At 42.2% G+C, this 16,246-nt stretch carries 14 protein-coding genes and 1 pseudogene; 2 read left to right on the top strand and 13 right to left on the bottom strand.

The genetic code is table 11. The features are described from left to right. Positions 1-3: 3 nt before the first annotated feature. From QD47_RS09195 to QD47_RS34105, 10 genes are all read right to left on the bottom strand, one after another. Positions 4-1,218 (bottom strand): ABC transporter permease, encoded by a 1,215-nt coding sequence (locus tag QD47_RS09195; protein WP_044645844.1) that lies wholly within the window; start codon positions 1,216-1,218, stop codon positions 4-6. After that, entirely contained in the window at positions 1,215-1,952 is a 738-nt protein-coding gene (locus QD47_RS09200; RefSeq protein WP_044645845.1) for an ABC transporter ATP-binding protein, read from the bottom strand. Before QD47_RS09200 ends, QD47_RS09195 begins: the two co-directional genes overlap by 4 nt. Beyond that, the gene (locus QD47_RS09205; protein WP_044645846.1) at positions 1,949-3,403 is read right to left on the bottom strand and encodes an efflux RND transporter periplasmic adaptor subunit; all 1,455 of its coding nucleotides are present in this window, start codon (positions 3,401-3,403) and stop codon (positions 1,949-1,951) included. The genes QD47_RS09200 and QD47_RS09205 overlap by 4 nt, the downstream gene beginning before the upstream one ends. A gap of 35 nt (positions 3,404-3,438) precedes the next feature. Beyond that, positions 3,439-4,545: a TolC family protein gene (locus QD47_RS09210; RefSeq protein ID WP_044645847.1), complete on the bottom strand. Its 1,107-nt coding sequence runs from the start codon at positions 4,543-4,545 to the stop codon at positions 3,439-3,441. A gap of 210 nt (positions 4,546-4,755) precedes the next feature. Continuing rightward, on the bottom strand, positions 4,756-6,795 hold the full coding sequence (locus tag QD47_RS09215; RefSeq protein WP_044645848.1) for an ABC transporter permease: 2,040 nt from the start codon (positions 6,793-6,795) through the stop codon (positions 4,756-4,758). Next, on the bottom strand, positions 6,761-7,540 hold the full coding sequence (locus QD47_RS09220) for an ABC transporter ATP-binding protein (RefSeq protein WP_044645849.1): 780 nt from the start codon (positions 7,538-7,540) through the stop codon (positions 6,761-6,763). Before QD47_RS09220 ends, QD47_RS09215 begins: the two co-directional genes overlap by 35 nt. A 101-nt stretch (positions 7,541-7,641) precedes the next feature. Continuing rightward, positions 7,642-8,628, bottom strand: coding sequence for a sensor histidine kinase (locus QD47_RS09225; protein ID WP_044645850.1), 987 nt, complete (start codon positions 8,626-8,628; stop codon positions 7,642-7,644). Continuing rightward, entirely contained in the window at positions 8,625-9,326 is a 702-nt protein-coding gene (locus tag QD47_RS09230; protein WP_044645851.1) for a response regulator transcription factor, read from the bottom strand. The genes QD47_RS09225 and QD47_RS09230 overlap by 4 nt, the downstream gene beginning before the upstream one ends. A gap of 652 nt (positions 9,327-9,978) precedes the next feature. After that, positions 9,979-10,272, bottom strand: coding sequence for an ABC transporter permease subunit (locus QD47_RS33025; protein ID WP_268794236.1), 294 nt, complete (start codon positions 10,270-10,272; stop codon positions 9,979-9,981). A 609-nt stretch (positions 10,273-10,881) separates the two neighbouring features. Further along, entirely contained in the window at positions 10,882-11,334 is a 453-nt protein-coding gene (locus QD47_RS34105; protein WP_412177965.1) for a hypothetical protein, read from the bottom strand. A gap of 312 nt (positions 11,335-11,646) precedes the next feature. On the opposite strand from QD47_RS34105, the gene QD47_RS33035 reads away from it, so the two are divergent. Then, complete coding sequence (locus tag QD47_RS33035; protein WP_235332224.1) at positions 11,647-11,889, top strand: NAD(P)H-binding protein; 243 nt, start codon at positions 11,647-11,649, stop codon at positions 11,887-11,889. Between the two features lie 82 nt (positions 11,890-11,971). Here the strand turns inward: QD47_RS33035 and QD47_RS33040 are convergent, their stop codons facing one another. The 3 genes from QD47_RS33040 to QD47_RS09255 all read right to left on the bottom strand — a co-directional run bounded on the left by QD47_RS33040 (position 11,972) and on the right by QD47_RS09255 (position 14,346). Beyond that, positions 11,972-12,271, bottom strand: coding sequence for a hypothetical protein (locus QD47_RS33040; RefSeq protein ID WP_235332220.1), 300 nt, complete (start codon positions 12,269-12,271; stop codon positions 11,972-11,974). A 177-nt stretch (positions 12,272-12,448) separates the two neighbouring features. Beyond that, positions 12,449-13,657 (bottom strand): CynX/NimT family MFS transporter, encoded by a 1,209-nt coding sequence (locus QD47_RS09250; protein ID WP_044645852.1) that lies wholly within the window; start codon positions 13,655-13,657, stop codon positions 12,449-12,451. After that, positions 13,654-14,346, bottom strand: a complete 693-nt coding sequence (locus QD47_RS09255; RefSeq protein ID WP_044645853.1) for a FadR/GntR family transcriptional regulator — start codon at positions 14,344-14,346, stop codon at positions 13,654-13,656. The genes QD47_RS09250 and QD47_RS09255 overlap by 4 nt, the downstream gene beginning before the upstream one ends. A gap of 505 nt (positions 14,347-14,851) precedes the next feature. Between QD47_RS09255 and QD47_RS09260 the strand changes: the two are divergent. After that, a pseudogene (locus QD47_RS09260) lies at positions 14,852-16,246 on the top strand (IS4 family transposase); the annotation flags it as partial.

The raw sequence follows: 16,246 nt of genomic DNA on the forward strand, positions 1-16,246 counted from the left end.
CAATTATTCGTACCTCAATGCATCTATTGGTTTTAATCTTGCTGCTTTATAAGCCGGGTATACCCCAAATAGAATGCCTGTGCCTGCAGAGCTAAGAAACGAATATAGGATCGGCGAGATTGTAAATTCAACGGTCATGTGTGCCGTTGCTTCAATAATTTTGGAGGCGCCTATGCCTGTAACAACCCCGAGCATCCCCCCTAGCAGACCAAAAATGACAGCTTCGGACAGAAATTGAATCATAATATCTCTTGGCTTGGCACCGATGGCTTTTCGAATACCAATTTCTTTTGTGCGCTCTATAACCGATACCATCATAATATTCATAATTCCGATTCCCCCTACCACGAGCGATATCGCGGCTACACCTCCTAGCAAGCTGGTCATGATATTATCTACACCCAAAGCTGCACCCGCTGCTTCAGCTTGACTCATCACTTCAAATTGATCCGGTTCCGAGGGTTTTAGCCGATGCGTCACACGCAAGCTTTCCAATATGTCTGATTGAGCCTGATCCATCAAGGCTGGTGACTTGGCAGATACCTCTAGGCGGGTAATGTTTTGTTCACCCAGACGGTTCATCATGGTTGTTGCAGGGATGTAAATTTGATCATTCGTACTGTAGTCTAAATTCGTAACGGGCTGAGAATTCAATACTCCGATCACTTTAAAAGGGATCTGTTTAATTTGAAACGTTCGTCCCAATACGCCTTTGGTATCTCCACCAAAAAGACGTACAACCGCTTGGCTTTCCAGAATAGCAACATTCATACGTTTATCCAACTCATCGTTGGTAAATGTCCTGCCTTCAGCAAAGGAAAGCTTTTTAACTTTATAAAATGAAGCGGATGTTCCTATAATAGTTGCATTATAGTTATATCGACCCCATACAACTTTTGAATTGCTCGAAATACTGGGCATTAATGCCGCAATCGAACTCTTTTGTTCCATTGCCTTGATATCAGCCCACGTATAGGAGGGCAAGTTGTCCCTATTGACTTCTTCCTCGGTCATTGGCATGGCTGGTGCAACCATAATCACGTTATTTCCTAATTTATTGATTTCCTCCTTAATACTGGCCTTCGAGCCGTTTCCGATCGCCATAATGGCAATGACCGCTGCCACCCCGATAATAATACCCAGTATCGTTAAAAATGAGCGCATCTTGTTGGTGGTTAAGCTATTCAGGGATACACGGATCGTTTCCATCACATTCATAGGCTTACCATCCTTGACGAAATTCGTCTATTCGTAATAGGCTCATCTCGCTCAATGTTACCATCCCGAAAACTAATCAATCGTTTGGCATATTCAGCTATTTCCAGCTCATGAGTAACCAGGACGATGGTTTTTCCCTGGTCATTCAAGCCTTGGAACAGCTCCATAATCTCGATGCTCGTCTTCGTATCCAGTGCGCCCGTCGGTTCATCCGCCAGCAGAATGACCGGATTATTCACCAATGCTCGGGCAATGGAGACACGCTGCTGCTGACCACCAGAAAGCTCGTTAGGCTTGTTATACATCCGTTCGGCAAGGCTAACGCTTCGTAGCGCCTCCACGGCTCGTTCCCGGCGTTCCTTTGCAGGTATACCTGCATACATCATAGGTAGCTCTACATTGGCTAATGCTGTAGTACGAGGAAGCAGATAGAATTTCTGAAACACAAAACCTAGCTTCTGGTTTCTAACCTCCGAAAGTTCGTTCTCACGAGCATCCAATATGGAATACCCATCCAGGTAGTATTTTCCGGTATCCGGATGATCCAGGCAACCAATGACATTCATCATGGTAGACTTGCCTGAACCAGAAGGCCCCATAATAGCCACAAACTCACCTTCGTTAATAAATAAGTTCACACTGCGTAGAGCCTGAATTTCCTGACCGCCTACTTCATACCTTTTTTTCAGCTCTTTAATTTCAATAACGGTTTTATTGGATTGAGTTTCGCTCATTGTGCCTGTCCCCCTCCACTGCCATTCGGGTCAGCACTGCTGTCCTGAGGAGGAATAACAATGGTTTCGCCTTCCTTGACACCGGACTTGATTTCGGCCTGATCCGCTGTATAGACCCCCAGTTTCACCGGCCTAAACTCATAATCCGCTGGATTCGCCGCGTTCTTCGCCACATATACTCCATCCACACCACCTTCAGATCTCAATGCAAATAATGGCACAGACAACGCATTTTTGTGTTCGGCTAACAGTAGTGATACATCCATATTCATCCCCGGTTGCAGCCTTATGTTTTGGCTATCCAAAGACAATTCAATTTTGTATGTAGTCACATTGGCTTCCGTCACCGGCTCTGGAGAAACAAAGCGTACTTCGCCTTTAAATGGTTTGTCCGGGAATGAATTCGAGTGCATTGTCGCCTGAAGTCCAGTCTTCAATTTAGCAATATCACTTTCATTAACCTTGGCAAGAACCTTCATAACCCCTGTGTTGGAGTTATTCATGACAATAAAAGGTGCAGTAGGACTAGTGCCTACATCGCCGTTGACCTTCAAAATGATCCCGTCCCACGGCGCCGTAACCTGTAATTTACTCAGGACACTTTTCTTCTGCTCTAATGCCGTTTCAGCCTGCAGTAAAGAAGCCTGTGCAGATTGGATGTTGGAAGCTTCAGGCGGGGACTGTGCAGCCTTTAATTGTATTAATGCTGTTTTATAGCCCATTTCCGCCTCTTCGATCGCCTCAGTTTGCTTGGTCTGTGCCTTCTTGTACTGCAGCTCCGCATTGCTCATATCCAGTTTTGCCTTATCCAGATTTTGCTTGACTGTCGCCAGGTCACTTTCTGCTGCCGCATCATTCTGAACCAGATAAGCCTGGTCCTCATAATCCTTCTGGGCCTTATCCAAAGTCACCTTGGCTGCCACCTTTTGTGCAGCGGCTTCCTCTAACTCCATATCGTTCTTGGCTGTTTTAATTGCCATCTGCGCCTTTAAGACATTGGCTTTCTGGAGTTCGATATCATTGGTTTTGGGTCCGCGCTTAGCTTCCTCCAGCTTGGCCCTGGCAATCGCCACATTGGATTCGGCATCCTTAATTTGCAGCCTGGCATCCGAATCATCTAATCGTGCTAAAACCTGACCTGCTTTGACACTATCTCCTGCTTTAACATTGACGGCAATGAGCTTGGCACCCTCAACATTTGTAAAATTGATATTGACTTCCTTAGAAGCCTGAACGGTTCCAGTTACTTTAAGCGATTCGGTCATGTTTGTTTTCTGTACCTGTACGATCTGGTTCGCAGGACCCTCCACGGGCTTTTCCTGACTTCTATTCATGTAAACAGTACTGCCAATTCCCGCTATAATAATCAAGACAAGAATACCTATGATCCCTTTCAATCTTTTTTTCCTTCTTAATACTTGCAATGCATCTTTCTTTTCTGTTTCTGACAATGTTATATCCCCTTAAAATGTATTTTTTCTAAAACCTATACGCTCCACGGTTTGTTTAAAGCATGTTGCAGCATTGTCATTTGAATAATGAGTTCATCCTTATTCCGTTCAATTTGCTTCACTTTTAACTGATTCGTGGCGACCTCCGTACCTGTGGCAAATCCACGTTCCCTTTTTTTACGAGATATGTTCAACACTTTAATAGCGTTCTGTAAATTACTTTGCATTTGTTCGTATTGTTCATCATTTTGCTGTAAGTTAAAGTAGATACTCTTTAGTGATTCTGCCAATTGATCCTTGGTATTTTTGAGCCCGCCTTCCGCTGAGTCTACATCAATCTGTTTAATTTCATAATCGTCCGTTCCCGAGTTCCATGTGTAATATTTAACTTCCATTTTTGCCAGCTTGACAGCCTCCTCCTGTCTCCATACCGAAGGACTCGCCGAGATTGCACGCGTCACAAGCGTATCCAAATTCGTGTTATCCATTTTCCGGTAAGCGGGTCGATCAACCAGTTCATATACCGTACCTTGCGGCTGCCCCATTTGGGTGTTTAGCACCTCTAACGCTTTTTGCAGCGCAGATTTTGCAATCTCTACATTCTTTTCTGCTTCTAAACGAGTCTGAATAATGGTGCTTTGTTCACCTGGAGAAATTTTTCCACGGTTGGCTTTCGCCTCAGCAGCTTTTTCCTCCAATAACGCAAGCGAAAGTGCATCCTCACTACTCTTCACTTTGTTGTCAGCCAAAAGTACGTCGTAATAGTCCTTCATTGTGGTGTAGTCTGTCTGATCTTGAGCAAGTTCGATTTGCTTCTTGGATTCCAAATAAGAAACCGTCGATGAGGCATACCCTTTCCAAGCAGAACTACTAGCCGCGTCCTCTTCACCGTTGCCTGCACCTGCTGGAATGAAATCCAGATTCTTACCTGCATTTTTTAGGTTAATCCGGTTACGATCTATCGTTTGCTGGGCTTCTTTCAAACTAAAGCTATTAGACCGTGCCCATTGCTGGGCTTGACTCAATGTTAGTTTCACACTTGCATTGGAAGCCAATTGCTGCCCCTCTGCTTGAACAAAGGACCCTGAAAAAGAACTGGTTGATAAAGCCAACAACAATAAAATAAACACACTTTTTTTCATAGATATCCCCCTCTTTCTAAGTTTATTAAGTCTAATAAATGCGTTGTTATATGAATTATAATTCTTCCTCTTCACTACAATTTCTTTGTATGACTCCCCATCAAGGAAATCGTGAATTGAGAGCTGCATCGTCTATAAACCGTGGAGATTCCAGAAAGGAGGAACCACTCCTCCCCTTCTGCAACTTTTTTACACACAGCTTATCGTTCCTTATAACATCTTCAAATCCAATTGACGAAGGTACAGGAACCGTACAATAAGAAAGGAAAAGAATTGGATCGCCCAAAAGCCCAGCATAATCTGAATAAGCGTCATGCGAAAGGGTACTACATATATTCCAGATGGTTCTGACATAACTAAACAAAGCACTATTCCTATGGATGATACGACTAATGGCAGAAGAAATAAGAAAGCAATTTGTCTGGATTCAGCTCGTCTCATTTCCCTTGAGTTTAGTCCGATTTTCGACAAAGCTCGGTATATTTCCTCATCCCGTTGAAGATTTACATACAATCTGAAATACAACAGACTTACAGTGCTTGCCAACATAATAATGGCGATAAATCCACCAATAAATTCACTAATATTCAGATCCATCTCCGATGCCAAATAATCCACTGCTCTAGAGTTAAGCACCCCTTTATTCACCTTGTTAGCCAACACGGAATACAACCCTACCTCCTGTTGAGTTTCTGAAGTTTCTAAAGAAAGTTGACCATTCTTCCATTTTGGCACAAAGTAATAAACTAATTTATATGCCAATGGATCATTGAAATACCGTTGTTCAATTAAATGGTCGTAAGTTCGATCTGGAACAACAAGTAACCGTCCTAGTTCAGAGATGATGTTTTCATCAGACTTTAAGTTATGATCTATCATCAGAATATCCATAATCTGAAGATTCTTAATATGAGATTTCCCTTGATTGTAAGTTAGTTTCTTTTTGAAATGGCTTTTCTTTTCTTCTAGAGACATCTCGCTTGAATCCAAAATGAAAAGACCTTGATTCTCCCGAAGCGCAGGTGCCTGTTTTAGTTTCTTAAACCTGGAGGCAAGCGCTTCATAGTTGGATTGTTTCATCACTTGCGCGATCTGTTCACGAAAGGGAAATGTCAACACTTCACCTTTCGAATAATCTACCCCAGCCGTATAAAGATTTTGGTCAATCTCTTTTTCAAGCTCTATAGAACTTACAACACCAGAAGTAAATGCAAATGAATAAGACTGCTCCCTAAGAAATCTTTTTTGCTGCTGCATTGAAGCAAAAGTTGACACTACCCCTACACAGAAAATGATAGAAATGAGGGTAATCAATGAAAACAACTCGGCATTATTCCTTATTTTATATGTGATCTCAGATAACCATAACAAACGTGTTCCGCTCCAAGACCATTTCCTGTTAGCTCTAAGCAATTGAATGAAGAGTACACATGATTGAGTATAAAATAAGTAAATACCAATAGATCCCATTACAATTGTATATTTAAATGTATCTCCAACCGAATAGTGCAATATATAAAAAGAAAGAGTCCCTAAACGATACGGTGCCAGATAAATGTATGGTGGAAAATCAATCTTCATTAAATATACAGCCGCTCCTATTAATACTATGGCAAGAAGGGACAAACTCCATGAAGCTTTTAATTCCCTTTTGAGCTGTGGAACCTTGCTAAAAGGCTGCTGTAATTTAAAATGGCGTATGAAGAAAACAGACACAAATGAGATCAATATAAACAAAAACATAAAGCCCACCACGGTGAAAGCCAGTGCTTTCCAAGGAAAATAAAACGTTAAATACATTCCTAAGACATTGGAGCCCAAAAGTAGAAAGAATTTCGCTGAAACAAATCCTCCGATAATCCCGGTAATTAAGGATAAAAAGCCTATAATTAGATTTTCATATGCGACCAAAAAATAAATTTGTCTGTGATGTGTCCCTAAAATGGTCAGTATACCAAATTCTTTTTTTCGTGCAGCAACAAAAATATGGTTTGTGTATAATACGAAGAAAAAGGAAAACACAAAAATCAACAGATCAGCAACTTGTAATCCCTTTTTTACATTATCGGCTGCGATTGCATCGGAGGCATTAACCGCTGCGATTTCATTGGAGACATCTGGGTGAAAAATAAATATCGCATATACGAAAAAAATCGTAATTATCAAAGAGCTGCTTAAATAATAAGGAACGTAAGCACGCGCATTGTGCTTGAGATTATTCCATGCTAACAGACGAAAGCTCATGCGCATGTCTACTCCCCCCAAAAAAGGAGAGTATATCTATAATTTCTTGAAAAAATAATTGCTGACTATGACTACGATGGATTTCATTATATAACTCACCATCTTTTATAAAAATAACCCGATCGCAATAACTGGCTTCCACGGCTCCGTGTGTTACCAGCACGATTGTGGAATAATCCACACGACTGATAAGCCCCAGCATTTCCATCACAACACGTGAAGACATGGAATCGAGATTTCCAGTGGGTTCATCTGCGAGCAAGAGTGAAGGAGAGTGAATAATAGCTCTGCCTATAGCTGCCCTTTGCTTTTGTCCCCCTGATACCTCATAAGGTCGTTTATCCAAAATATCAATAATATCCAGTTTCTTCGCTACCTCTTCCAGTTTGTGCTCCATTTCCTTTAATCCTTTTTTATTCAGCATCAGAGGAAACAATATGTTCTCTCCCAAAGTGAGAGTTTCCAGCAAATTATAGTCCTGAAATACAAATCCCAGCTCTTTGCGACGAAATAAAGCCAGCTTATCCTTCTTGAGCAGTTGTAGATTTTCCCCTTTAATGCAAACCTCGCCAGAAGTCGGCATATCAATGGTTGAAATCATGTTTAATAATGTAGTCTTCCCACTACCAGACGGCCCCATAATGCCAACAAACTCGCCTTGTTTGATCGTTAAATGGATGTTGTTAAGGGCTCGGTAGGGAAGCTTGCCATAGTATATTTTGGTGACTTGATCCATTCGTACAATCTCCATAATTCATTCCTTTCTTTTTCCTATGTCATGATCATAATCCATCCAGACAAGTGAAGCGATCGATTAACATTACAAAAACCTTAAATCTGTTGTAAGGTTTCTCATTTGCGAATTGAAAACAGGATTTGAACCGTCGTCCCTTCACCAACCGTTGATTTCAGCTGAATGTTATGATTCAGTCTTTTGCAGATTTCAGACACCAAATAGAGTCCCATTCCGGTTGATTCACGATACTTCCGCCCATTTTCGCCTGTGTAATAAGCCTCAAATACCCGTTCTACGTCTTTTTTAGGGATACCAATCCCCTCATCCTGTACTTCCAACACAATGACATGATCTCTTACGTGAGACATCAGTTTCAGACTGTGGGCATGACCTGAAGAATATTTTACCGCATTGGTCATCAATTGGTTAATTATGAATCTTAGCCACTTGGCATCGGTTATCACACACAACTGCTCGTCCACTTCATTGGAAGGATAAATTTCGTTACGAATCAATAGTCTTTTGTTATCATAGATCACATCACTAACCAGTTTTCGTAATACAACAGGCTCCACATGAAAATCAGGTTCAAAGGATTCCAACCGTGACATATATAAAATCATGTCTAGTCCTTTTCCTATTCGATCAATTTCATCGTAAATCTGATCAGATTCAGGATCTATTTTTCCTTTGAGGATTAAATGAATAACAGCAAGAGGAGTTTTCATCTGGTGAACCCACTGATTGATAAATGTAATATGATCACGCTGCTGATGCTCTAACTGATGAATTCGAGACTGATACAATCGGTAATATTGTAAAAGCAAGTGTTGCAAAGAAGAGGCTAATGGATTAAGTACCTTCATCTGAATAAGCTCATCTAAATCTCTTAGGTTTGCAGTGGATAATATTCGATATAAACCAGAGTACAGGACATATCGGAAGAGCAAATAAACCAGCAATATGGAAGCCCCAAAAAAGACGGAATACAGGGCCGTCGACCAGTTACGGTAACCATCCAACCAATAGATACTTAACACAAGAAAAAGTTGGATGATATTAAAAATCACCAGCGAAAAATGGTCACGCCAAAAAAGCTTCACCGTTCATCCTCCTCAGTCAAGTGAAGCCGATAGCCAGCCCCTCTAACCGTCTCTATGATATCCCCCAGTCCCAGCTCGCTCAGCTTTTTACGGACACGAGTGACATAAACATTCAATGTGTTCTCGCCCACATATTGGTGATCATCCCATAAAGCCTCTAAGAGATGAACTCTACCCACAACCTGTTTAGGATACGTCATCAATAGCTCTAACAGTGCTACTTCTTTCTGGCTAATTTCTACATACTTATCATGGTATACAAGTTCCATGATATCGGGATATAGCGTCAAACCTGACACTTTTAAGGAACGGGATTTTGGAGCAACGGCATAAGAACCATAGGCACGTCGCAGATTACTTTCTACTTTGGCTAACAGTACTTCGGGATAAAATGGTTTCGTAATGTAATCATCTGCTCCATTTTGCAAAGCAATGACCTGATCCATTTTATCATCGCGTGCAGACACAAAAAGGATGGGACATGTAGATTGAGTCCGTATTTGTCTACACCAATAAAATCCATCGAAACGAGGAAGATTCACATCAAGTAGTACCAAATCAGGCTCTACCTCTTGAAAGGCAACTAAAACTTGATCAAAATTTGAAACCATAACTCCTTGATAACCATATTTTTCAAGATAAGATTGGAGCAAGGAGCTGATTTGAGGGTCATCCTCTACGATTAATATCTTTTGCATCGTGTTTTCTACCTTCTTAGTGCTTGAATTTTTAACAACTGATTTCTCTATAATGCCTTTATTTGATCATTCAAGCAATAACAACAATCTAATCCCCTTTGGTTGTAGATTTAGGAGGATTTTGTGGTGGTGTATATAGAATCCCGGATAATATGCATGGTGCCAAATATCAGAGTGATTAACAATATAATTATAGTAACGATAACGATGACTGTTATAATGGTTTTTTTACGATTTTTTAATATTTCATTGAAACTTTGCTTTGGATCTTTCAAGTCTGCTCACTTCTTTCCTTGCCTAGCTATTTACCAGCATAATTAGTTTCTACATAACGAACAACAGTTGAATCTTACAAAAACATTTCTTTGCTGTAAGGTTTCTGATTACCTACAGACCATCGTCGGATTGAACTAATGTATGTACATAACAAAACTGCCCGGGGTTGAGAATCTTTTTCTGATTCTCAACCCCGGGCAGTTTATCCTTTCTATCCTTTTACAGCCGAACCTACCGTCATCGCCGCTCCACTTGTTCACTCAAGAACAGGTAGACGAGTACCATCGGTAAGGAAGCCATGGTCATAACAACCCCCATGGCTCCCCAATCTGTGCTGTAAGAGCCTTGGAAAAAAGCAAGCCGAGTGGAAATGTCTTCATATTTTCAGGAACAGTCTATAAATATTAGCTCCATCCATGCATGCCGCCTCTTCAATTTCCTTAGGAATTCCTATAAGAAACCCGTAAAAAATCATGGACGAGAAAGGAAGGCCAATTGCGATATAAGAAAGAATAAGAGCTCCATACGTATTGGTAAGATGAAAATCGCGAACCAGAATCGCCAGCGGTATCATGATAACCTCCAGTGGCATAAACATTCCTATGATCATATAAGTCCGAACGGCAGAACGAAACCTCCATCTCATACGAGCCACTGCGAAGGCAAACATCAGAGCCAGTAAAAGGATGAGCAGAGTCGAATCCGTTGATACGACCAGACTGTTCAGAAAGTAACGGGGAATATTAAACTGCGCCGAGATACTATTATCAGTTGAATATATAGCCTAGAAAAAGCAGCTCCTGGCCTGGCTTTTCTAAAGTGTTTTACCTTAGTTTCTTATGTAAAACTAAACATTCATCCACTGAAAAAGCAAAATAAATCATCTGTTCAAGCATCCTTTTGGTCGTTTTTTTACCTAAAAGTGAGAATTCGCCGGCTAACCATTTTGCTTCTTAATAACTGTTTATTTTCTGTAGAAGATAAATAAAATCCCTTGCGCTTGGTCTAATTCCCCTCTCCTCATCCATCCATTGTAAGTAATCATTTATAATGGGATCTTTCACGCATAATCTCCATTTCATTATACTAAGTAATTATTGAAAAGATAAAATCGTTCTCTTTCAACAAATACTACCACTTTATCACGTCACAAACTCACTCTGTTACCACACTTTTGAATATAAACTATAAATTTTATTATTCTTGCTACCTATGCCTTTTTATTTGTTTTTTTGAACTTAATGATTTATTCAATGAAAATTCACTGTGTTAATATTTTTCATTCTATTATTGTTTCAACATCTTCATGAGATTTTGCATAATAAGTCTCTGAACACCACTTAATTTGAGGCTCTCTATTCTTCTCATAAATTTTGATTAGTTGATTTAAAACAAAGATCTTTTGAACAATATTTTCACAAAAAAAGTTAAGCTGCCGACTATAAAAATTAATTTCCTTTTGATAAGGATGGCGATCCTTTTGGTTCCTCTCGTATACATCAAGAAGTTGAATATGTAAATTATAAAACTTCTCAGTGATCAGGACTTTTGGGTTTTTATGGAGACCGGTATCAAGTTTTTCTAATCCATCTTTCATGGCCTGCTTCAACGGTGCAATGAACGCTTCCGCATCCAACGAGTGCTTCAGAGCCTTATAATTTTCTTCCCGCCGTTCTTCGAAGTCTGTTGGCAAGTCATCGTCTGGATTCCGGTATCGGTTCGCTCCGTTCACCCATATTTCCTTGCAGAGAAGCTTTTCCCCGTAAAGCTTTCAGGACGCTTATTTCATAGTTCATTCGATTAATTTGCTTAACATACTTTCGACACCTGGTTTGCCCGGATTGGCCTTTAGCTCTTGAAACCCTCATCGCTGCTTGAGCCGCCCTGATCTTCATCCAGAAATGTGATATCGAAGAGTACATCCAATTTGGACAAAGATGTGTACGGCAACTTTTCCAGTGTAGCTTGGAAAAATTGTTCTCATAAGTCGGATGCTATCCTCACGAAAGCCAAAAAACTCCCTGATTGTGTTCTATGGTAGGTGATGGAGCGGGCACTTGAATTGGGACATGAGGTTGTAGCCGCGGCTCGCCGGCCGGAAGTCATTACCCCCGCAGAGCGGCTCAGCACCCGGCAGGGGGATGTATTCGACGCGTCGAGTATGGCCAAAGTCATTGCTGATACAGATGTGGTTATCAGTTGCATAGGTCCAACCAGTAACTTCGCGCCAGGTACCGTCATGTCAGAGGGAATCCCGAATATTATTGCGGTCAGCCAGCGTGCTTGAGTTAAGCGCCTAGTCATGCAGAGCGGCATTGGTCTGAGCAACAGGAAAGAACTTTCGCAGTCAATCGGTGGGCAATACGCATTCACCGGCGCATCTTCTCGAAGACGATCAAGGACAAGGCCATTGCCGGGCGTACGGTGCAACGGAGCGACCTAGATTGGGTTATTGTACGACTGGACTCTGTCACTTTGAAATATACGGCAGACCCCTCAGCCCGCATCGCTCCGTTCCTGCCGCTTCCCTTCTCAGACTGTGCTGACTGCCTCGTACGGGCGGCGACGAGTGAGCCAACCTGGCTAAGGAAAATCATCTCTGGACATTTGCCTGAAGCTGCGTTGACCGATGTATTTCTCGACAAAAGGACACCCGTTATCTTTTTCATTACATATTTTCACATACATTTGCGGGTAGTATCAGCAACGCTGGTACTACCCCATAGCCATCAAGCTAAGAAATTAATATATCCCCAAAACGAAAAAACCTTTTAAATAAAGGTTAGCTTTTTTTCGTTTTGGGGGTATTCGAAAATTTTAACTTGATGGGTATGTGGTACTACCCCTTATACCGTGTGATTTTTTGAGGCGCCCAATCCAGATATGAACAACAGAGCGCTAACGACAAGCAACAATAACAGAGGGAGGCTCCAACTTGCCGTGATGTCATGGAGTAAACCAAATAAGATCGGTCCAGTTGCTGCCAGCAAATATCCAACGGATTGCGACATGCCGGACAAAGAAACTGCATCGTGGGCATCTTTCGTCCGCAAGCTTAAAAAGATCATGGCCAAGCTGAACGCAAATCCCCCACCAATTCCGAGTAAAATTGTCCATAACGAAATGAAAGCATTTCCGCCGAAGTAAAGGCCTCCCAATGAGACAAACAACAGGATAGTCATTATGATGACCAGTAAACGTTGGTTCTTCATGCGTCCCGCAACGATCGGCACGATGAACGCTACGGGCAGCGCAGCGATTTGAAACAGCGATAGCATCCAACCGGCGCTGTCTTCACTCAAGCCCCGGCTTGTCGTGATTTCAGGCAACCAAGCGACCAAAACATAGAAAATGAGAGACTGCATCCCCATAAAAATTGTAATCATCAATGCCAGCGGTGAACGCCACAGACTTCGACGTGCTGACGCACCGCCTGTTGTCGTCCTGGAAGACGCGTGACTCGCTCGAGCCTGAGGTAACCAGAATAGCGCGGCCAACAGAGCAAGTGCGCCCCAGATGCCTAGCGCGCCATTCCAACCGAAACCGAGATTACGGGCGAGCGGAACACTTACACCGGATGCGATCGCCCCGCATAAATTCATCGACACGGAGTACACTCCTGTCATGAGGCCGACTTGACGAGAGAAATCCCGTTTAACCAGACTCGGAATGAGCACGTTGCACACCGCAATCGCGAGCCCTAGCAAAGCGGTGCCTACAAACAAAGAAGCTGTTGCAGTCAATGAGCGGATAGCGATACCCGCCATGAGCAGGACCAACGCATAAAGCATGGTCCTTTCCACCCCGAAGCGGCGTGCCAAAATAGGCGCGAACGGTGAAAGAAGCGCGAAAGCAAGCATCGGCAAAGTTGTGAGCAGACCTGCCCCAGCATTCGACAGTCCGAGGGAATCGCGAATCGAGCCAAGCAACGGGCCTACCGAGGTTAGCGGTGATCGCATGGTCAGTGAGATCAGGACGATGCCGATGATGATCGGCCAACTCGACGACAACGACTTCTTCACCATCGTTGCCTTCGTATCGCTTTGTACGCTCACGGCTGTTTCCCTCCTTTGACGTCGAGAACAGCTTGCGATTCCGCAATATAACGGTGAACCGCTGCCACAGCACGATCGGCGTCCTGATCGACAATCGCTTCGACCAGTTGCCGGTGCATTTCCAAGAAATCCGCACCGACTTCATAACGAGTCAAGCTTGTAATCGAATCTTGCGCTGCTTCAGCGATATGGTCGTATAATTCGATCAATATTTCATTGTGAGATGCAGCGACGATGCTTTGGTGAAGACGAATATCCTCCGTTACAAAGCCATCAATGTCACCGAGTGCTGCCGCCGCCTCGCAGCGTTCAAGTTGGAGAAGAAGTTCATTCGCCTCGTCGCTCGTTCTGCGTTGCGCAGCCAGATGTGCTCCCTCACGTTCGAGAGCATGCCGGACTTCTAACGTTTGCAGCGTATCGGAGTGCAAAATGCGTTTTTGCAATACGACCCCCAAAACACTTGAAGAGCAGACGTAAGTTCCGTCACCTTGTTTCGTCTTCAAGAGTCCCGCATGTATTAATGCCCGAATGGCTTCCCTTAATGTATTGCGGCTAACATTCAATTCAGTCATCAACTTCGGCTCGGCCGGAATGCGCATCCCGACAACCCACTTACCGGATTCGATCAAACTTTCCATTTGCAGTGCAACTTGCTCAACCAGCGTTAGTCGATTTGTTTTCTGAAGCATAGGTTAACTCCTCCAACATTTATTTATCAAACATAGGATGTTTGGTATATTGGCATTTTATCACACTTATTTAATTGAGACAAATCCCTGCCCATTCGTAATAGTATAAAGTTCCGTTTATTATTTAGTAAATGGAACATCGAGCTTTTTGAAATACATATTGCCTAAAAAACATAGCATAGATATATTGATTTCAAATGCTTGGTTCCGACTCTAACCATTTTTGGAACCGACGATTACGTCTTAGATTAAATACATGTAAACAAAGTGGAAGCCCTTATTTAACAAGGACTTCCACTTTTGGAGTTTAGATAACTGACACTACGCTGGAACTACCCCTAGCTCGCTTACAGGCTCGGCGCGAGACATGGATTAGTCTTTGTGTATAGGGGTAATACCCCATGCCCATCAAGCTAAGATGAATCTATACCCCAAAATGGAAAAATAAGCTATCCTTTCTATATCAAGCATAATTCAATAGAAAGGATGGTTTGCCATGAATTCTATTCCACTTTCTATCAGCGAAGAAATGCATTTACTAGCCCAACAGCTTCAACATCATTTTTCTCCTACCCAACTTGAGGAGCTCGCTAGAAAAGCTGGCTTCGTCCAACGAAAAAGCAAATATACCGCGCAAGATTTGGTTTCCTTATGTGTCTTTTTAAATGATCATGTATCTGTGACTCCCCTCGCACGATTATGTAGCCAACTAGATGCTTCCAATCAGCTTTCGATGAGCGCAGAAGGATTGAACCAGCGGTTCAATCCTTCTGCAGTTGCCTTCCTTCAATCCCTTTTTTCAACGCTTCTCCAAGAAAAAATCTCGACTTCTTTCTCGCTGCCTTGTGAATGTAACTCCTAATATCATCGGATCCGTATTCTGGATTCGACTGTTTTTCAACTTCCAGATCCCTATGCAGACCGTTACCAGGGATCCGGAGGAAGTTCTCATACGGCTGGTATGAAAATTCAACTCGAATACGAGTTGAAAACCGGAGAATTCTTACAAGTGGATGTTGGCCCCGGAAAAAACAACGACGGTTTATATGGTTCAAAACGAGCGAAAACGGTGGGAATGAATGATCTTTGTATTCGAGATTTGGGCTACTTTTGTTTAGAAGACTTCGAAGAAATAGAGCAGCGAGGAGCTTTTTATGTTTCGCGGTTAAAATTGAATGTCCGCGTATATGAACAAAATAAGGAAGTTGAACAATTCAAAGATGGCAAGGTAAAAAAACAATCATTGTTCAAAGAAATCGATCTGGAAGCTATCATGAATTGCCTTCAATCCGGAGAAATGGTAGAACTTTCCAAAGTGTATCTGGGTCTCTATAAAAAATTTCGTACACGGCTTCTCATTTGCAAACTTACGGAAGAACAGACTCAAAAGCGGCTCCTGATGCGTGCTAAACAGGAGAAAAAGAAAAACATGACTTACAAAGAACGAACAAAACGCTTAAGTGCCATCAATATCTACATGACCAATGCCCCTGACATTTACTTAAAAAAGAGCATGTCCATGACCTGTATTCCCTACGCTGGCAAATCGAGATTTTATTTAAAACGTGGAAATCCATCTTCCATATTGACCGATGCAAGCCGGTCAAAACCGAACGTTTTGAATGTCATGTATACGGGCAGTTGATCGCCATTTTGCTTAGTTCTTCTCTCATGTTTCAGATGCGCAGGCTTTTGTTGATGAAGAAAAAGAAAGAAGCCAGTGAATTCAAAGTAATCTGTATCTTAAAAGAATATTTTCTTTCTCTACATGATGCCATGAAAAAGCAAGCAGATGATGTACAGCGGGTGCTTCTCCAATTCTTTCGGATGATTGAAAAGAATGGACGCAAGTCACATCGGTATGAGAAGAAAACCGTATTTGACATTCTAGTCGTCGTGT

This window comes from Paenibacillus terrae (assembly GCF_000943545.1).
Taxonomy (GTDB): Bacteria; Bacillota; Bacilli; order Paenibacillales; family Paenibacillaceae; genus Paenibacillus; species Paenibacillus terrae_A.